The organism is Imperialibacter sp. (assembly GCF_048007035.1).
Classification (GTDB): Bacteria; Bacteroidota; Bacteroidia; order Cytophagales; family Cyclobacteriaceae; genus Imperialibacter.
The window spans coordinates 6,764,099-6,783,144 of record NZ_CP180355.1; the positions used below are offsets into that span (position 1 = coordinate 6,764,099).

A 19,046-nucleotide genomic window follows, 5' to 3' on the forward strand; every position below is an offset into this window, starting at 1 on the left:
AAGAATCAGATTAATCCCACTTCAACTCTGTGTCATCCTCAGGAATATCTTCGTCGCCGCCTGCTTCCATTTTCACTTCGAACTGTGAAAAATCAACGCCCGGAAGAAGTTCCGTTTTTACATGATTAACCGAGTCGTTCAATGCATCGATAAACTTATCGAAATCTTCCTTGTACAAAAATATTTTATGCTTTTCGTAGAAAAACCCATCCTCCTTAAATTTCCTTTTACTCTCGGTAATAGTCAGGTAATAGTCGTTGGATTTTGTGGCTTTGATGTCAAAGAAATAGGTTCGCTTACCTGCCCTTACTTTCTCAGAATACACTTCACCTCTGCTTTTATCCTTATTCTCTTCCACTTGATTCCGGTTTAGGTTTGGTCAAAAATAAAAGTTTATCGGAAATACCCGAATATTTGTTGAATACAATCGTTCAAAATAGAAAATACGCAAAACACTCACCAGGATCATTCAGCCTCTTTGCAATAATGGGATTGAGTAACCCAAACAATATTTATTGGTTATCCGAAAAATAACAAGTTAATTCATGACAATCAATAATTAGAGACATTCACTTAGTCAATGTTATTAATTAATTCAAATGAAGGTTGATTTCAGCAAGGTAAAGGAATACGGTGGGTTAGAATTTTTAGCCCGGCAAATGGTGGAGGGCTTCATTACTGGAATGCATAAATCACCCTACCACGGCTTCTCAGTTGAGTTTGCAGAGCACCGGCTGTATAATACCGGAGAAAGCACCCGCCACATCGACTGGAAGGTGTTTGCCAGAACGGACAGGATATACACCAAGCGTTTTGAAGAAGAGACCAATCTGCGCTGCTACATCGTGTTGGATCATTCCTCGTCCATGTATTATCCCGAAAAAACACACGGCAAAATTAAGTTTTCCGCTCTGGCTGCGGCGGCTTTGGCTTATTTGCTGCACAAGCAACGTGATGCCGTCGGTCTTTTCACCTTCGCTGAAGAAATTGAGCTTCAAACACAGGTAAAATCTACATCCAGCCATATCCAAAAGCTTTTCATTTTGCTCAATGACCTGCTGGAAAGCACTCCCACCCTCAAAAAAACCAATGTTGCTGAAGTGCTGCATCAGGTGGCAGAGAAAATCCACAAACGTTCGCTCGTCATCATCTTCAGCGACATGTTTCAAAACTACGCCGACCACGAACAAATATTTTCAGCGCTACAGCATTTGAAACACAACCGGCACGAAGTATTGATGTTTCATGTTACCGACAAGTCGACTGAGATCGATTTCTCTTTCGAAGACCGGCCTTACGAGTTCATGGATTTGGAAGGTGGAGAAAAAATTAAGCTGACGCCTTCACAGGTAAAAGAGTCGTACCACAAGGCCGTAGCAGAGTTTGCCAGCACTCTCAAGCTAAGATGCGGTCAGCTAAAAATAGACCTGGTTGAAGCCGACATTCAGGACGACATCAACAAAATATTGACGGGCTACCTCATCAAAAGGACAAAACTTAACTAGAATGGCACAAAAAAAGCGGCTTTTGCCGCTTTCATTCACACATATCTGAATATTATTCGTCGTGTAGCCAGGTCTTCTTAGCGGTAAGCTCTTCCACTGTTTCTCTGTAGTCCGGGTCATCCACACAACAGTCCACCGGACACACCGCTGCACACTGTGGTTCTTCGTGAAATCCAGTGCACTCAGTACACTTTTGAGACACTATATAATAGAACTCATCAGAAAATGGCTGTTGAGCTTCGTTGCCGTCAACTACTGTTCCGTCTTCAAGCTCAACCTGAGTAAGCTTGGTTCCGCCAGCCCAGGTCCACTCCACACCGCCTTCATAGATAGCGGTGTTGGGGCATTCTGGCTCGCATGCACCACAGTTGATACACTCATCGGTGATCATTATTGCCATATTGATACTTAATTTTTGATTCTACAATTACCTTTACCAAACAAAAGTAGAAATGGAATGTTTGAGTTCCAATTTATTTTTGCTTTGCAAAATAATCCGAAATGAAGTTAGAGGAAAGAGTAAATGCAATATCCGCCCTGGGCGACTACTTAAAAGAGTTGGATGAGGCTACGAAAAGTGGTCTATTTCTCCGGGCAGCCAATGAAAACCCTTGGTTCACAAAGGAGAGCCTTCACCTTGCCTGGCAGGGCATTCTCAATTTTCTCTCAAAGGAGAAACTAACACAATGGACTTCTGCCTATGCATTTACTGATGGCAAACCAAAAAAAGTGGGGCTCGTGATGGCGGGTAACATTCCCATGGTGGGCTTTCACGACCTTTTGTCCGTTATCATTGCCGGGCACAAAGCTTTGGTAAAACCCAGTTCTCAGGACAGTGCCCTCATTCGGTTTATTATCGACTCGCTCAACGAGATCCAGCCTGAGCTGGGTGGGCAAGTAGCTGTGGTAGAAAGGCTCAACGACATGGAAGCCGTTATAGCCACCGGCAGCGACAACTCATCCCGCTATTTCGAATACTACTTCTCGAAGGTGCCCAACATTATCAGAAAAAACAGAACCTCGTGTGCTATCATTTCAGGTGAGGAATCTTCGGAGGATCTGCTGGCGCTCGGCGACGACCTGTTCAGCTACTTTGGCCTTGGCTGCAGAAATGTATCCAAGCTTTATGTACCTACGGGTTATGCATTACCTACCCTGCTCGACGCCATTCAACCTTTCAATCAGTTGTTGGAGCACCATAAGTACAGAAACAACTACGATTACCACAAGTCCATTATGCTGGTGAACGGAGAACCCCACCTTGACTCTGGATTCTCCCTTTTCCGAGAAAGCGCCGACCTTGTTTCGCCGGTCTCGGTGGTGTATTACGAATGCTATGAAAACGAAGCTGCCTTGTCACAAAAACTAGTGGCTAATGAGGAAAAGATTCAGGCCATCGCTTCCCGGAGAGGTCAGTATCCCAGGTCACTTCCTTTCGGAACACTGCAAAAACCAGAACTGTGGGACTACGCCGATGGCGTTGACACGCTGAAGTTTCTTTCCGGGTTATAACGGGGTAGGTCATGTTGGCACAGGAGTGAACTTTTATCCGGAACTACTGCTTGTGATAAAAGGAAAGTACAATAATTTTTATAAATCGTGCCGTTGCCCAAAGTTCCGTTTCTTTTACACACTAATTCAATTAAATTTGATTTTTAAGATATAAACCACAGAAAAATGAGTAAAGATTTCTTTGGAATAGAGAAAGAGCTGAAAACACCTCTAGGCACACACAAATATTACAATTTGAGGGACTTGAGCAAGAAGGACGCCAGAGTAGCGAAACTGCCCTACTCTATCCGTATTTTGCTTGAAAACGCCATCCGTAACTACGACGCTTTTGCTGTCACCGAGCAGCACCTGGAAACGCTTTTGAACTGGAAACAAACCCAGGGCAAAAAAGAAATTCCTTACACGCCGGCCAGAGTGCTGATGCAGGACTTCACTGGTGTGCCGGCCGTTGTCGACATAGCCTCTATCAGAGCAGAAGTAGCCCGCAAAGGCAAAGACATCGGGAAAACCAATCCTCTCGTACCAGCTGCCATGGTCATTGACCACTCGGTAATGGTAGAATATTTTGGCACTCAACTGTCGTACGGCAAGAATGTTGACCTCGAGTATTCAAGAAATTCCGAAAGATATAAGCTCCTTAAGTGGAGCCAAAAAGCCTTCGATAACTTCACTGTTGTCCCTCCCGGGATGGGTATTTGCCATCAGGTGAACCTGGAGTACCTGGCAAGTGGCGTGATAGAAAGAGACGGCTACCTTTTCCCCGACACACTGGTAGGTACCGACTCCCACACACCAATGGTGAACGGTATCGGCGTACTCGGCTGGGGTGTTGGTGGTATCGAGGCAGAGGCAGCCATGCTGGGCCAGCCGATTTACATGACCCTTCCCGAAGTAATCGGCTTGAAGATCAGCGGTAAAATGAAGGAAGGCATCACTGCGACAGACCTTGTGCTGACAGTAACTCGCTTGCTTCGTGACTATGGCGTAGTGGAGAAAATCGTTGAGGTGTTCGGCCCAGGTCTTGCCAACCTTACTGTTCCCGACCGGGCTACTATCTCCAATATGTCGCCTGAGTTCGGCTGTACGGATACGCACTGGCCGGTAGACGACCAGACATTGGCGTACCTGACCAGAACCAACAGGCCTGCCAACCATGTGAGCATGGTGGAAGCCTATTGCAAAGAAAACATGCTTTGGAGAGATAACTCCGAGCAAATTGAATACACCGACGTAATCGAGTTGGATCTTGGCAGCATCGAGCCAACTATCTCTGGCCCGAAACGTCCTCAGGATAAAATATTCCTGAAAGAAGCAAAAGAAAAGGTTATTGGTGTGCTCAAAGACGTTCACAAGCGTGACTACGTGGCACCGGATCTTCGAAATGGAAGCTCATGGCTTTCTGATGGAGGGGCTGTAGCCACTGAAACCAAAACCGGTACCGGACTTCGCTCAGTGAAGATGAAATCTGGATCAATGACTTACGAGCTAAGCGACGCTTCAGTGGTTATTGCAGCCATTACTTCTTGTACCAACACTTCGAACCCAAGCGTAATGATTGGGGCCGGGCTTGTTGCTCAGAAGGCCGTAGAAAAAGGTCTGGACGTTAAGCCATGGGTAAAAACCTCTCTGGCTCCTGGCTCAAGGGTTGTAACGGAATACCTGAAAAAGGCGGAGCTACTCCCCTATCTGGAAGCGCTCAAGTTCCACGTAGTTGGTTATGGTTGCACCACTTGTATTGGTAACTCAGGCGATATGCCTCCTGCTATCCAAAAGGCCGTGATCGACAATGACCTGGTCGTTGCTTCAGTGCTTTCCGGCAACAGAAACTTTGAAGCCCGCATCCACCCGAACATTAAAATGAACTTCCTGGCATCACCCATGCTGGTTGTTGCATTTGCCATTGCTGGACGGGTCGACTTTGACATGAACAACGAACCACTGGGGCTTGACCCGAATGGTGAGCCTGTTTTCCTGAAGGACATCTGGCCGTCTCAGGCCGAGATCAATGAAATGATGGAAAAAGTGGTTACTCCTGAGGACTACAAGAAAACCTATGACACCGTATTTGACGGTGACGAGGCCTGGCAAAAACTGGATGCGCCTACGGGCAATCTTTACAAATGGGACGAAACCTCAACATATATTCAGGAAGCGCCTTTCTTCAAAAACATTTCGGCAGACGTGCCTGAACCAACCAATATCAAAGGTGCCAAGGTGCTGCTTCAACTGGGCGACATGGTCACGACTGACCATATCTCTCCTGCTGGTAAATTTCAGCCGGAGCACCCTGCTGGCCAATACCTTGTGAAGAATGGTGTTGAGAAGCCTGATTTTAACTCTTACGGCTCACGTCGTGGCAACCATGAGGTGATGATGCGAGGCACTTTTGCCAACGTAAGGATTAAGAACAAACTGGCCAGCAAAGAAGGTGGATGGACAAAATATCATCCAACCGGTGAGGAAATGTACGTGTTTGATGCCTCCATGAAATATCAGGAAGCAGGCACGCCATTGGTGGTGATCGGTGGTAAGGAATATGGATCAGGATCCTCCAGAGACTGGGCTGCAAAAGGAACGACCTTACTTGGCGTAAAAGCGGTTATCGTGGAAAGCTTCGAGCGGATTCACAGATCGAACCTCGTTGGAATGGGCGTTCTTCCTTTGGTATTTGCTAACGGGCAAACGCAAGACACCCTGGGACTGAAGGGAGATGAGTCTTACGACATCCTTGGCCTTGAAAAGGATTTGACCCCTAATAAGGTAGTGGACGTAGTTGCAACGAGACCTGACGGTTCGAAGGTAGAATTCAAAGCAGAACTAAGACTGGACTCTAACGTCGATATCGCCTATTGGAAAAATGGCGGTATTTTGAACTATGTACTAAGAAATTTCCTTAAGGATTAAGGATTACGAATTTCAACATTAGTTTTAGCATGAAGCCGGGCTTATAGTCCGGCTTTTTGTTTTTGCGTCGGGCGGTTTTCCTCCATCAATTTGGCCAACTCATGATCGTGGGGATTTGCACTCTTTTTGAGTTGCGCAATGATATTGGCATGATCCTTCTCATTCCTGTTTTGGCTCAGCTTGTAGGCAGCTTCCACGTTCTCTATTTTTATTCTGAAGCCTTTGATTCCCCGCAACTCCTTCTCCCGGTAGTCCGCAGTCATGTCTTCATATTTTCGTCCTCCCGGTATATTCGATTCGTAGCTGTCCATCAGTTCTTTCACATGCGCCTCCAACTCCGGCCCTGAAAGCAGTGCGGCTGATCCGTAAATATGGACGGCCTGGTAGTTCCAGGTGGGCACATTCTGCTTTTCATACCAGGACGGCGAAATATACCCATGGCTGCCCTGAAAAATGACTAACACCTGATCCGCCTTTTCAAGCACTGACGCTAGCTCATTGGCAATGGATAGGTGTCCTGTCAAAAAATAACTGCCGTCTCTTTCCTCCAGCCAAAATGGTATATGACTTGCTAGTGGTATATTTGATTGGCTTGCTACGAGAATCCCGAATGGGTTCGATTTGATAAAGTCTAAGACTTTATCAGCATCAGTCATTTGAAAATAAGGAGCTACATACATATCGCATACTTGATTAATGATGCAAACTAATACGTATGTTACAATTTCTTGACTATTTCTTAACAGGATTTCACACCACTTTTGTGCTGTTTGTGCTGTTTGGCTGGATACCTGAAGCAACACGGAAAGCTCATTTGATAGCGTTGGCCCTCACTATTGCAGCATGGCTTCTCCTTGGAATTTGGTATGGGATAGGCTATTGCCCGCTCACCGACTGGCACTGGGACATTAAAAAAGAACTCGGAGAAAAACACTTACCCAACTCATTTACCAAGTACATTTTCGATCAGGCAACCGGGCTAAGTGCCAATAAACGCATTGTTGACATTTTTACTGCCGCTGGACTTGTGTTTGGAATCGTTATGGCTGGCGTTAAGTTTTCCCAAAAAAGAAGGATCGAACGTTTGAAACAAAAAAGGGAAGGCTAACGCCTCCTGAGTTTGACACGCTGAAATTGAAAAAGTGCCATTGCGCTGTGTATGGGCACTTTTTAGACTACTTTTCAGAAATTTGTATATCGAAAACTCGCTTGATTTTCTTTCAGATAGTGGCTTGATTTGCCTCAAACAGATTTTGAGTGCCTAGTATCATTATCGACAAGAAGCCATCAGGTGATTATATCCGCATCGTTGAGTCTTATCGTGACCAGGATGGCAAGCCACGCACCAAAACGCTTTACAGCCTGGGGCGGGTAGACAGTTTTTCGCCCGAGTCTCTGAAACGAATGGGCCAGCGGCTCTATGAATTAGGTGGTGGAAATCTGAAGGATTTACTCGGTGAGCAGGTCAGCGAAGAAGGCAGATATAACTACGGCTTTCTGTTGGTTTACCGTAAAATACTCCACTATTACGGCCTTGATCGCATATTTCAGCGGATCACCAAAAAGAAAAAGCTGACCTTCTCTCTTACTGAAGTGGTTTTACTACTGCTCATTGAGCGCCTCAATGATCCTTGTAGCAAGCGGGGTAGCTTTTTCCACCAGGAAGAATACCTGGGGCTGGCTCAGGTGTCCTTGCAACACCTCTACAGGAGTCTGGACTACCTGGCTGACCATAGCCAACTGATCCAGCAAACCATTTTCCAAACTGGTAGAGACCTGTTCAACCAGAAATTAGATGTGGTGTTCTATGACGTGACCACCTTCTATTTTGAATCAGAAATAGAACAGGAAGGAGCATTGCGTCAGAAAGGCTTTAGCAAAGATGGCAAAATAGGAAGCACACAAGTGGTTTTTGCCATGCTCATTGACAGATACAAGCAACCCATCGGTTACAAACTCTATAGCGGAGACCTGTGGGAAGGATACACCTACACAGAAATGGTGGAAAGCCTCAAGAAAGAATACCAGATCGAAAACATCGTCTTGGTAGCCGACCGAGGCATGCTCAATACTGACAACCTGCAAGTCACTGTTGACAAAGGCTATGAGTTCATCATGGGAGAGCGGCTCAAGGTACTCCCCAAACCCATCCAGGCCCGGTTGATCGATCTGGATAACTATCACCATCAATGGATGAGTTCTTCAGTAGGTTCGGAGCGTGAGCCGGTCAAAGTGCGCTACACTGTCCTGGAATACAATGAGCGAAAGATCATAGCTACCTACAGCGAAAAGCGAGCTGAAAAAGATCGACAAGAAAGAGAAGAAAAGCTTCGTAAGGCTGAATTGTTGCTCAAAAACCCAACGCAACTCAAAAAGAAGGCCCATCACTACTACCTCAAAAATACCGAAGGGGAAAAGTATGTGGTTGATACTGAAAAAATCAAACGAAGCGAAAAGTATGACGGCTTCCTTGCCATCGCCTACCACGCCAAAGGACTCTCCCATGAACAGGTGCTGGATCACTACCACCATCTATACCAGATAGAGCATAGCTTCCGTACCTTCAAAGGCTATCTGGAAACCCGCCCGATGTTCCACTGGACCAATAAGCGTATCCAGGGTCACATTTGTCTGTGCTATATCGCCTATAGCATGCTAAACCATTTACAACTTCGGCTAACCAAACAAGGCACCCCACTTACAGAGCAAACCATCCGAACCCACTTGTCCAAAATGCAAGTCAGCCTTGTCAAACAAGCCGATCAATACTTCTACCTGCGCTCCAAGACCTCTGAAATCTCACAGCAATTACTACAAGCAGTGGCTGAAAAGAACCTCCCAGACCTTTTTCATAAGGATCAGATAATCAAATACTTATAAAATCTTGTATATCGAAAGCAATTTTTTAATTACTTATATATCAGATACTTAACTCAAAATCGTGTCAAACTCAGGAAGAAGGATCGAACGTTTGAAACAAAAAAGGGAAGGCTAACGCCTTCCCAAAAAAATTCTTTACCCAGCTAAAAAAGTATGGAGTAAATGTAATTAATTCTTTCCTAAATGCAAAAAGCTTCTACTTTTTCAGCTTGTCTCCCATCTTCACAGTTAGCCCGATCCCGAAAAGTTGTTTGAACTGTACCCTCGGTCCAGCCCCTGTTTGCACACCCGCTTCGTCGAATTGAGCAATTTTTATATCATCATCATAAATCAGCTGAGTAATAAAGCTTGTGCTTAGCCACTCGTTTACCTTCAGGATGATGATATTTTCCCAGTTCACGTCGATGTTTTGAGGATTGTTCAAATAGTTGGAGAACATTTCCAGCCTCGATTCAATGTTAACATTGGAAACAACCTCTTTTTTGTAGTTCACTTTCAAAAAGCTACCAAGTTCAGCTCTCGCTTTCTTTCCAGGGGTTAAAACAGTGACGCCATCAGTATCAAAAACAGCTCCCTCTACACCAAAGGCACCTGCATTAGCCAATCTATCATCGTTTACAAAGGTGAACTTGCCAGTAACAGGTGCAAAATTGACCGAGAAACTGGGATTTACCTTAATATCAACACCGGTAGCCACCAAAGCGTAGCCTGGAGCCATAAACTTCGAAATATACTCTTCATCTCCAGAAGCGGAAAATCCAGGTGCAAATTGAGTTCTAAAATCAATCAATGAAGAGAAGTACAGCCTGCCGTCTTTTGCCTGCGACATCTTTCTACCAAACTTACTTACAATGTTTATTTTGTCATTTGTCTTTTGAAAATCGGCGTCTCCCTGTTTAATTAGGCCATAGCCCAATTCGAGATAGTTCTCCCAGGAGTTCCTGTCCTTGGCATAATTGGCGAATGTGGTCATGTAGCCGCCAAGAGAAATAGAATTTTGCCCACCGGCAGCCCAGTTAGTAAGGCTTACCTGGGTAAAAGAAGCGGTTCCAAGGAACCCTTTCTTCCAGTAAGTGGTGTCGGCTGGTGTTGCGTCCTGCGCAATACTCGATCCCAAAACCGCAAATAACAATACAATTAGAAATAGACTTTTCTTCATCACAAATTTTTAATAGCGTTTAACAGTTAATTCGAAAGCATTCCAAAGCCTGATCGAAAAGTCACAAATATCTGGCTTTCAATTATAAGAATTAACCTTCGCATCATTTTCTTTCAAAATCCGTCGCAGAATCTTACCGACATTAGACTTGGGAAGTTCCTTCACAAACTCCACATGCTTAGGCACTTTGTAGCGTGTCAGGCTCTCCCGGCAGAAACTTATCAGTTCTTCTTCAGTAAGGCTTTGGTCCTTTTTCACTACAAAGATTTTCACAGCCTCATTTGACTTAGGGTCAGGCACCCCTATAGCGCCTACCTCAAGCACCTTAGGGTTGCTGGCCACCGTATCTTCAATTTCATTCGGATATACATTGAAGCCAGAAACGAGAATCATTTCTTTCTTCCGGTCAACAATTTTCACAAAACCATCCTTATCGATAATCCCTATATCGCCGGTTTTGAACCAACCGTCAACAAACACATTCGCCGTTTCGTCGGGTCTCTCCCAATAGCCACTCATCACCTGAGGGCCTTTTGCGCATATTTCTCCAGGCTGACCAACAGGCACTTCCTTTCCATCGTCATCCAGCAATATGATTTCGGTGCTCGGTACGGGCAAGCCAATAAACCCATTTCTATGACTGCCATCCAGTGGGTTGCAGGCAAGTACCGGCGAGGTTTCACTCAATCCATATCCTTCTACCAGAGGGCAACCAGTCACTTCCCTCCATCTTTCAGCCACTGCCTTCTGCACGGCCATGCCACCGCCAATCGCTCCCTTAAGTTTACTAAAGTCCAGCGTTTTGAAACTCTCCTGATTAAGCAGTCCGTTGAACAGCGTATTAACGCCAGTAATAATGCTAAACGGGTTCTTTTTCATGTCGGCACAAAAAGCCTTCATGTCTCTCGGGTTTGTTACGAGAACATTTTTTGCTCCCACATGAAACATCAGCAGGCCATTCACCGCTAAGGCGAAAATATGATAAAGCGGTAGTGCAGTAATGACAACCACCTCCTCACCTTCTACGAAAATTGGCTGAAACCACTGCGTCGTTTGCAAGGTATGCGCAACCATGTTACGATGCGACAGCGTGGCCCCTTTAGACACACCTGTGGTACCGCCCGTGTATTGCAGAAACGCTACATCTTCTCCCTTGATCTCTGGCTTATCAAATTGAAGAGTGGCACCTTCCTTCATGACTTGCTTTAAACTAACAGCACCAGGAATACGAAACGGCGGGACCATCTTCTTTATACGCTTCACCACGAAGTTTACTATGGGGCCTTTGAGACCTTTCAAGAAGTCACCCAACTCAGTAACAATGACATGTTTTATATCAGTGTTGGCTATTATTTTTTCCAGGTTGAACGCAAAATTGGCAACAATCACAATAGCCTTGGCGCCCGAGTCCTTGAATTGGTGTTCCATTTCCTTATGAGTGTACAAGGGATTGGTATTAACCACCACCAGCCCAGCCTTGATGGCTCCAAACATGACGATGGGGTACTGCAGGCAGTTTGGCATTTGGATGGCTATGCGGTCTCCTTTTTTCAGTCCCAGTTTTTTCTGCAGGTAGGCAGCAAACTGTGTTGACTTCTCATCCACCTCCCTGTAGGTAAAGCCTTTGTCCATATTGAGAAACGCAGTCTGATCTGCATATTTCTTCATGGCCTCACCAAGCAGTTCAATTAATGATGTATACTCATCGGGGTTAATTTCTTTGGCAACACCAGCGGGGTAGTGCTTGAACCAGGGATAATCTTTCATAGTTCTAATATCGTTTAAGTAGAGCTGCCAATATGACTATCGCTAAGGCATATTGTTTACTCATCCGATATAAGCTATTAACGGCAAAAAATCAAATGATTAAGTATTGTTGCGAGAGGCCTGCGGCGTGAAAGTCGATAAATGAAAATAAAAAAAACCGGTAGAACGAAATTCATACCGGTTTCCAAATAAACAACATTAACCCAAAAATGATGGCTGTAGGAGAAGGATTCGAACCTCCACGGAGCAGTTAGGTCCACACGAGCTCTATGTGGACTTTATTCCTTATCCCCACCCCCGAGACAGGAGGGCATGGCTGCCAATTTCATCACCCTACATTGTGATATGCAAGTCAATTCATCTAATTGACTGCAACAAAATTAACAAGAGTTTGATTTTATTAAAATATTTTTAATAAATTTGATAAAAAAATGTACAACACATAATTTCGAACCTCTCATAATAGTAGATTATTAAATCAGGGTAGTTAAAATGAGTAAAAATTACGAAATTGATAATGTAGACTTGAAGATTCTGAACCTGTTGATGGAAGATGCCAAGATTCCATACACTGAAATTGCCAAAAAGGTGTTCGTTTCGGGGGGTACAGTTCACGTGAGAATGAAAAAACTTGAAGAAATGGGCGTTGTTCAGGGCACCACCCTCAAGTTAGACTATTCCAAACTCGGGTACGATATTACGTGCTTTATCGGTATTTACCTGCAAAAAAGCTCTCTATATGATGAGGTCGTCGAGCGCTTGAAGGAAATTCCCGAAATTGTAACCGTCAACTATACCACCGGTAACTATAGTATCTTCGTCAAGCTTCACTGCAGAGACACCAAACACTTGAGAGAAGTGCTTCATGACAAGATTCAAAAGGTGGAAGGAATAGAAAGGACAGAAACCCTGATTAGTCTCGAAGAAAGCCTGAGCCGCCATATCAGTTTTTAGCACCCATTTCGGAAACTATTTAGCCCGATAAAGGTTTTACTATGAGTGCCATAGTTTTGAAACCTTTATCGGGTTTAATTTTCATGCCCCTTTTGCGAAAAAAATGACTCCTCAAGTCTTGGGGTAGTAATTTATGTTGTACATTTGCTTTAATTATAATCAGTCTAAATAAGTAGAGGATGAGTAAGGACAACCAAATACTGGAAGAGCTCACCAAATCAGATTATAAATACGGATTTCACTCCGATATTGAAACTGAGTCGGCACCCAAAGGTCTTAATGAAGATATTGTCAGGTTTATTTCTGCAAAAAAGGAAGAGCCTGAGTGGATGCTGGAATGGAGACTTTCAGCTTACCGTCACTGGTTGACTTTAAAAGAGCCAACCTGGCAAAATGTTACTTTCCCGGAAATTAACTATCAGGACATCATTTTTTATGCTGCTCCGAAGCAAAAGATATCGCCCAAGAGCCTCGACGAAGTAGATCCTGAGTTGAGGGCTACCTTTGAGAAGCTTGGCATTTCGTTTGACGAACAAAAAAGACTTACGGGTGTGGCGGTCGACGCCGTGCTGGACAGCGTTTCCGTAGCTACTACTTTCAAGAGTAAACTTGGCGAACTGGGCATTATCTTTTGTTCTTTCTCAGAAGCGGTGAGAGAACACCCCGAGCTAGTTAAAAAGTATATCGGGTCAGTAGTGCCAGTCAACGATAACTATTTCTCCGCCCTTAACTCTGCCGTGTTTTCGGATGGTTCTTTTTGCTACATACCTAAAGGTGTGCGTTGCCCAATGGAGCTTTCTACCTATTTCCGGATCAATGCCATGAACACGGGGCAGTTTGAACGGACGCTGATTGTGGCTGAAGAAGGATCCTATGTCAGCTACCTCGAAGGCTGTACTGCTCCAATGAGGGATGAGAATCAGCTTCATGCGGCTGTTGTTGAGATTTTTGCAGCCAAAGATGCCGAGGTGAAGTACTCAACTGTGCAAAACTGGTACCCGGGAAGCAAAGAAGGCAAAGGCGGCATTTACAACTTTGTCACCAAGCGTGGCCTTTGCTCTGGCGACGGCTCTAAAATATCGTGGACACAGGTAGAAACCGGGTCGGCAGTGACCTGGAAGTACCCAAGCTGTATCCTGAAAGGAGACAACTCCATTGGAGAGTTCTATTCAGTGGCTGTTACCAATAACTATCAGCAGGCTGACACCGGCACCAAAATGATCCATATTGGTAAAAATACCCGTTCCAGGATCGTTTCGAAGGGTATTTCTGCGGGCAAAAGCCAAAACAGCTACCGTGGACAGGTGAAGGTAATGAAACGTGCCGAAGGTGCGAGAAATTACTCTCAATGCGACTCACTGCTACTTGGCGACAAATGCGGAGCACATACGTTCCCTTATATCGATGTCGAGAATCCGCTGGCAATTGTAGAGCACGAAGCTACGACGTCGAAAATCGGAGAAGATCAGATTTTCTACTGCAACCAGAGAGGCATAGCTACAGAGGATGCAGTGGCGCTTATTGTAAATGGTTTCGCCAAAGAGGTGATGAATCAACTGCCTATGGAATTTGCTGTTGAGGCTCAGAAACTTCTGGCCATATCCCTCGAAGGCAGCGTGGGCTAAGCAGAAACTCCGCAAACAAAAATTATGTTTTTATACGCCTGAAAATAAGGTCAGGCAAAAGTGAAAAAGAAAAGTAATTGACAATGTTAAAGATAAAGAACCTTAAAGCTTCGGTAGAAGGAAAGATGATCCTCAACGGAATTAACCTGGAAGTAAAGCCAGGAGAAGTTCACGCTATTATGGGTCCGAATGGTTCAGGAAAAAGTACGCTGGCTTCTGTTTTGGCCGGTCGGGAAGACTATCAAATTGAAGGTGGAGAAGTTGAATATATTGGCAAAGATCTTTTGGATCTTTCGCCGGAGGAAAGAGCCAGGGAAGGTGTTTTTCTTGCCTTCCAGTATCCCGTAGAAATACCTGGTGTAAGCACGACCAATTTTCTGAAAGCCGCTCTTAATCAAGTAAGAGAGCATCACGGCAAACCAGCACTGGACGCTGTTTCGTTTCTTAAATTGATGAAAGAAAAAATGGCACTGGTGGAGATCGACCAGGCGTTGCTTAGCAGGTCGTTGAACGAAGGCTTCTCTGGTGGAGAAAAGAAAAGAAATGAGATTTTCCAAATGGCGATGCTTGAACCGAAGTTGGCCATTCTGGACGAAACGGATAGCGGGCTTGACATTGATGCTTTGCGAATTGTGGCCAATGGCGTCAACAAACTCAAGTCGAGAGACAACGCTACTATTCTGATTACGCACTATCAGAGGCTGCTCGACTACATAGTGCCTGATTTTGTGCACGTTCTTTACAAGGGGCGCATTATCAAGTCGGGAGACAAGAGCCTGGCCTTACAACTCGAAGAAAAAGGGTACGACTGGATCAAAGAAGAAGCTGACACAGTTTCTGCTTAGTTCTTTTAACCTGAAAATTCGAAAGTAATGACAACCCCAAACGAATACATAAACACCGTCGGCAAGGCATTTGAAAAATTTGAGGCCAGCTTAAATGGCAGCAAATCAACTTTCCTGCACGAACTAAGAAAAGAGTCCCTGGCCGCTGTTCTCAAATCGGGACTACCCGGGCCAAAGCATGAAGAGTATCGCTACACCAACTTTGGCAAGGCACTTGAAAAGAGCATAGCTTACGAGGGCATCGTAGCCGAAACTGCCGCTGCCAGTGCCCCCACCCCTCTTGACAGTTTTGAGGGCTATAAGCTTTACTTCGTCAATGGTAAGCTGGATGCTTCCCGTTCAGATTTGGGAGATTTAAGTGAAAAACTTACTGTTACATCTCTTGCATCGGCGGTTAAAGAACAAGGCGATCTAAAAGAATACCTGGGCAGCATTGTTAAGTCGTGGCCGGATGCTTTTTCGCACCTCAACACGGCATTTGCGAAGGAAGGTGTTTTTATTCGAGTAAAGAAAAACACTGTTCTGGATAAGCCGCTGTATATCATTCATTCAAATGACACGTCGGCCACTGAGGTGCTTGCGCACTACAGAAACCTGGCGATTGTAGAAGAGGGAGCGCAACTAAAGGTGATAGAGGCTAATTTCTCCACCGGAGCAAATACGTCATATACAAATACCGTTTTGGAGGTTTTCTGCAAAAAAAATGCCTCCGTAGAATGGAGTAAACTACAGCTCGAAAACGAAACTGCACTACGAATTGACAATTCACTGGTATACCAGGAAAGAGATTCCAAGTGTACAATCAACACCATCACGCTGAGTGGGCAGATGGTAAGAAATAACCTCTACATTGCCCTGGATGATGAAAACACTGAGGCACACATGTACGGATTGTACCTGATAGACGGGAAAACGCATGTAGACAACCACACTTCTGTTGACCATAGAAAGCCTAATTCGTTCTCCAATGAGTTGTACAAAGGCATCATGGACGATCAGTCGCACGGTGTCTTTAACGGAAAAATATTTGTTCGTCAGGATGCGCAAAAAACCAATGCCTTCCAGCAGAACAATAACATCCTGCTCAGCCCCAACGCTGTGATCAATACTAAACCACAGCTCGAAATATGGGCGGATGACGTGAAGTGTTCACATGGTTGTACCACAGGCCAGCTGGATAACGAACAGTTGTTCTACCTGAGAGCCCGTGGAATTTCAGAAGACAAAGCCAGGGCTATGCTTCTGCACGCATTTGCAGGCGACGTGATAGCGAACATATCCGTAGAGCCTGTCAGAGAATACCTCGAGCAGTTAATTACCGATAAAATAGAAAATTAATCATGGGCAGCCCAGCTTCAACAATAGATTGGTCATTGGACATTCAATCAATACGGAAGCAATTTCCAGTGCTACACCAGGAAGTGAATGGCAAACCTTTGATCTATTTCGACAACGCTGCAACAAATCAGAAGCCTTCCTCCGTCATTAAAGCGCTGGAACACTACTATGAAACAGACAACGCCAATATCCACAGAGGTGTTCATACGTTAGCTGAAAGAGCTACAGCTGATTTCGAAGAGACGAGAAAGAAGGCAGCCGTCTTTCTCAACACCAAAGAAGTAGAAGAGGTTATTTTCACCAAAGGCACCACAGAGAGCATCAACCTTGTGGCTTCGACCTGGGGCAGAAAATTTGTAAACAAGGGTGATGAAATCATCATCAGCACGCTGGAGCACCACTCCAATATTGTGCCCTGGCAAATGCTTTGTGAGGAGAAAGGTGCCATCCTGAGGGTGATTCCAATCAACCCAAAAGGAGAAGTCATCATTGACGAGTTCAAAAAACTACTATCAGCTAAAACAAAGCTCGTTTCCGTTGTCTTTGCCTCGAATGCCCTGGGCACTGTAAATCCGGTAGCAGAAATAATCAGCCTGGCGCATCAACATGGGGCGGTTGTGTTGTTAGATGGAGCACAAGCTTCAGCCCACCTTGAAGTGGATGTACAAAAACTCGATGTGGACTTCTTCGCTCTTTCTGCACACAAAATGTATGGACCAACAGGTGTGGGAATACTCTATGGTAAGCGAAGCTTGCTGGAAGCAATGCCCCCCTACCAGGGCGGTGGGGAAATGATAAGCGAAGTAACTTTTGAAAAGACCACCTACAACGCTATTCCCTACAAGTTTGAAGCAGGCACGCCCAATATCGCCGATGTGGTGGCCTTTGGTGCTGCTATCGACTTTGTGAATGAGCATGGAAAGGATCGGATTGCAGCGCATGAAGAAGAACTATTGCACTACGCCACGGCAAGGCTTGAAAGCATCCCTGGAGTGAGGATAGTTGGGCAGGCGGCAGAAAAAGTCAGTGTGGTGTCTTTCCTGGTCAAAGGTTACCACCCGCTTGACGTGGGAATGTATTTGGACGCAAGAGGTATAGCAGTCCGCACAGGACACCATTGTACACAACCGCTGATGAAACATTTAGGGATTGAAGGAACGGTTAGGGCCTCCTTTTCTGTTTACAATACCAAAGAGGAAATTGACCGACTGGCCGAGGCGGTTACCCTGCTTGCCGGTAGAAAAAATTGAAATGGCAGAGTCGATAAAAGGCATTCAGGAAGAAATAATTTCCGAGTTTGAAATACTTGGAGATGATCGTGAAAGCAAGATTTTCTACATTATGGAGTTGGGCGCCACGCTTCCAGCAATGGAAGAAAGCGAAAAAGTAGATCAGAATATTATCAAGGGCTGTCAATCAAAAGTATGGCTCACAGCAGAACTGGCAGGCGAGGTTATTAAGTTTAGCGCAGATAGCAACACTGAAGTGACGAAGGGGCTTATCAGTTTATTGATCCGGGTACTGTCGGGACAAAAGCCACAGGACATCATGCAAGCCGAGCTCTTCTTTATAGAAAAGATAGGCATGGGACAGTTGATAGGCTCGCAAAGGTCGAACGGCCTTTCGTCGATGATCAAGCAAATGAAGTTATATGCGCTGGCCTTTCAGACAAAGTTGGCCGGAACAAACACATAGACAAAAACGCTGAGAACTATGGAAAATCAAAATCAGCAAGAAGCAGATTTGAAGGAAAAGGTGATTGCTGCCATCAAAACGGTGTATGACCCGGAAATTCCTGTGGACGTATATGAGTTGGGTCTGATCTATGAGATCAGTATATTTCCCGTCAACAACGTTTTCGTGTCTATGACATTGACCTCCCCCAGCTGTCCTTCAGCCGAGGCCATCCCCAGTGAGGTGAAGGCCAAAATTGAAGAGGTAGAGGGAGTAAACGACGTGGAGGTTGAGCTTACGTTCGACCCGCCATTTACGCAAGATATGATGAGTGAGGCCGCCAAATTGGAACTAGGCTTCATGTAAATTAGTTTATTCATCCAACGGCCGTTTAAGCCGTCATTCAGAAATAAATAGAACTTTAAAAAGATAAGGAAATGTATCCCGAACCACTAGTTGCCCCCATGAGGACAGACCTTACCAGTGCAGGATTCACTGAGTTAAGAACTTCCGAAGATGTTGAAAATCATCTTGAAGACCACAAAGGTACTTCGCTAATTGTTATCAACTCGGTGTGTGGATGTGCGGCTGGAGCAGCCCGTCCCGGAGTGAAGATGGCTCTAGCCAATAGTGCTAAGAAGCCGAACTTTTTAGGAACTGTGTTTGCAGGTGTAGATAAAGAGGCTACTCAGACTGCCAGGGAATATACGTTGCCTTACCCCCCTTCGTCGCCGTCAATCGCACTGTTTAAAGATGGTGAACTGGTTCACTTCGTAGAAAGACACCACATTGAGGGCCGTAATGCTCAAATGATTGCAGCTCATTTGGTTGATGTTTTTGAAGAATATTGCTAATAACACTTCCTCAACCTAAATCCCGGAAT

At 45.0% G+C, this 19,046-nt stretch carries 18 protein-coding genes and 1 tRNA gene; 13 read left to right on the forward strand and 6 right to left on the reverse strand.

Annotated features, from left to right (window positions below; genetic code table 11):
• Positions 1-10: 10 nt before the first annotated feature.
• Positions 11-358, reverse strand: coding sequence for a DUF3276 family protein (locus ACMVP2_RS28580; RefSeq protein WP_339790735.1), 348 nt, complete (start codon positions 356-358; stop codon positions 11-13).
• A gap of 241 nt (positions 359-599) precedes the next feature.
• Between ACMVP2_RS28580 and ACMVP2_RS28585 the strand changes: the two genes are divergently transcribed.
• Positions 600-1,505 (forward strand): DUF58 domain-containing protein, encoded by a 906-nt coding sequence (locus ACMVP2_RS28585; protein WP_193217778.1) that lies wholly within the window; start codon positions 600-602, stop codon positions 1,503-1,505.
• 52 nt (positions 1,506-1,557) lie between these two features.
• On the opposite strand, the gene ACMVP2_RS28590 is transcribed toward ACMVP2_RS28585, so the two are convergent.
• Entirely contained in the window at positions 1,558-1,905 is a 348-nt protein-coding gene (locus tag ACMVP2_RS28590; RefSeq protein WP_317492289.1) for a 4Fe-4S dicluster domain-containing protein, read from the reverse strand.
• Between the two features lie 101 nt (positions 1,906-2,006).
• Here ACMVP2_RS28590 and ACMVP2_RS28595 point away from each other — a divergent pair, with 101 nt between their 5' ends.
• Both ACMVP2_RS28595 and acnA read left to right on the forward strand, forming a co-directional pair.
• Positions 2,007-3,017 (forward strand): acyl-CoA reductase, encoded by a 1,011-nt coding sequence (locus ACMVP2_RS28595; RefSeq protein WP_416866147.1) that lies wholly within the window; start codon positions 2,007-2,009, stop codon positions 3,015-3,017.
• A 165-nt stretch (positions 3,018-3,182) separates the two neighbouring features.
• Positions 3,183-5,921: an aconitate hydratase AcnA gene (acnA, locus tag ACMVP2_RS28600; protein ID WP_339790745.1), complete on the forward strand. Its 2,739-nt coding sequence runs from the start codon at positions 3,183-3,185 to the stop codon at positions 5,919-5,921.
• A gap of 41 nt (positions 5,922-5,962) precedes the next feature.
• Here the strand turns inward: acnA and ACMVP2_RS28605 are convergent, their stop codons facing one another.
• Positions 5,963-6,601: an FMN-binding negative transcriptional regulator gene (locus tag ACMVP2_RS28605; protein WP_416866148.1), complete on the reverse strand. Its 639-nt coding sequence runs from the start codon at positions 6,599-6,601 to the stop codon at positions 5,963-5,965.
• Between the two features lie 35 nt (positions 6,602-6,636).
• On the opposite strand from ACMVP2_RS28605, the gene ACMVP2_RS28610 reads away from it, so the two are divergent.
• Both ACMVP2_RS28610 and ACMVP2_RS28615 read left to right on the forward strand, forming a co-directional pair.
• A complete protein-coding gene (locus tag ACMVP2_RS28610; RefSeq protein WP_416866149.1) occupies positions 6,637-7,029 on the forward strand; it encodes a DUF2784 domain-containing protein in 393 nt (130 codons plus the stop codon).
• A gap of 149 nt (positions 7,030-7,178) precedes the next feature.
• Complete coding sequence (locus ACMVP2_RS28615; protein ID WP_416864871.1) at positions 7,179-8,801, forward strand: IS1634 family transposase; 1,623 nt, start codon at positions 7,179-7,181, stop codon at positions 8,799-8,801.
• A 196-nt stretch (positions 8,802-8,997) separates the two neighbouring features.
• Here the strand turns inward: ACMVP2_RS28615 and ACMVP2_RS28620 are convergent, their stop codons facing one another.
• The 3 genes from ACMVP2_RS28620 to ACMVP2_RS28630 all read right to left on the reverse strand — a co-directional run bounded on the left by ACMVP2_RS28620 (position 8,998) and on the right by ACMVP2_RS28630 (position 12,065).
• Positions 8,998-9,960 (reverse strand): DUF3078 domain-containing protein, encoded by a 963-nt coding sequence (locus ACMVP2_RS28620; protein WP_416866150.1) that lies wholly within the window; start codon positions 9,958-9,960, stop codon positions 8,998-9,000.
• 78 nt (positions 9,961-10,038) lie between these two features.
• The gene (locus ACMVP2_RS28625; protein ID WP_416866151.1) at positions 10,039-11,727 is read right to left on the reverse strand and encodes an AMP-binding protein; all 1,689 of its coding nucleotides are present in this window, start codon (positions 11,725-11,727) and stop codon (positions 10,039-10,041) included.
• Between the two features lie 213 nt (positions 11,728-11,940).
• Positions 11,941-12,065, reverse strand: a tRNA-OTHER gene (locus ACMVP2_RS28630).
• A gap of 154 nt (positions 12,066-12,219) precedes the next feature.
• On the opposite strand from ACMVP2_RS28630, the gene ACMVP2_RS28635 reads away from it, so the two are divergent.
• The 8 genes from ACMVP2_RS28635 (at position 12,220) to ACMVP2_RS28670 (ending at position 19,017) form a co-directional block, all read left to right on the forward strand.
• On the forward strand, positions 12,220-12,681 hold the full coding sequence (locus ACMVP2_RS28635; RefSeq protein WP_339794186.1) for an Lrp/AsnC ligand binding domain-containing protein: 462 nt from the start codon (positions 12,220-12,222) through the stop codon (positions 12,679-12,681).
• 179 nt (positions 12,682-12,860) lie between these two features.
• Entirely contained in the window at positions 12,861-14,306 is a 1,446-nt protein-coding gene (gene sufB / locus ACMVP2_RS28640; RefSeq protein WP_151997391.1) for a Fe-S cluster assembly protein SufB, read from the forward strand.
• An 83-nt stretch (positions 14,307-14,389) separates the two neighbouring features.
• On the forward strand, positions 14,390-15,151 hold the full coding sequence (sufC, locus tag ACMVP2_RS28645) for a Fe-S cluster assembly ATPase SufC (RefSeq protein ID WP_339794188.1): 762 nt from the start codon (positions 14,390-14,392) through the stop codon (positions 15,149-15,151).
• Between the two features lie 27 nt (positions 15,152-15,178).
• Positions 15,179-16,489 (forward strand): Fe-S cluster assembly protein SufD, encoded by a 1,311-nt coding sequence (gene sufD / locus ACMVP2_RS28650; protein WP_416866152.1) that lies wholly within the window; start codon positions 15,179-15,181, stop codon positions 16,487-16,489.
• Between the two features lie 2 nt (positions 16,490-16,491).
• On the forward strand, positions 16,492-17,739 hold the full coding sequence (locus ACMVP2_RS28655; RefSeq protein WP_416866153.1) for a SufS family cysteine desulfurase: 1,248 nt from the start codon (positions 16,492-16,494) through the stop codon (positions 17,737-17,739).
• Between the two features lies 1 nt (position 17,740).
• Positions 17,741-18,184, forward strand: coding sequence for a SufE family protein (locus ACMVP2_RS28660; protein ID WP_416866154.1), 444 nt, complete (start codon positions 17,741-17,743; stop codon positions 18,182-18,184).
• Positions 18,185-18,202: 18 nt separating this feature from the next.
• Positions 18,203-18,529 (forward strand): SUF system Fe-S cluster assembly protein, encoded by a 327-nt coding sequence (locus tag ACMVP2_RS28665; protein ID WP_151997396.1) that lies wholly within the window; start codon positions 18,203-18,205, stop codon positions 18,527-18,529.
• Positions 18,530-18,600: 71 nt separating this feature from the next.
• The gene (locus ACMVP2_RS28670) at positions 18,601-19,017 is read left to right on the forward strand and encodes a BrxA/BrxB family bacilliredoxin (RefSeq protein ID WP_151997397.1); all 417 of its coding nucleotides are present in this window, start codon (positions 18,601-18,603) and stop codon (positions 19,015-19,017) included.
• Positions 19,018-19,046 lie beyond the last annotated feature (29 nt).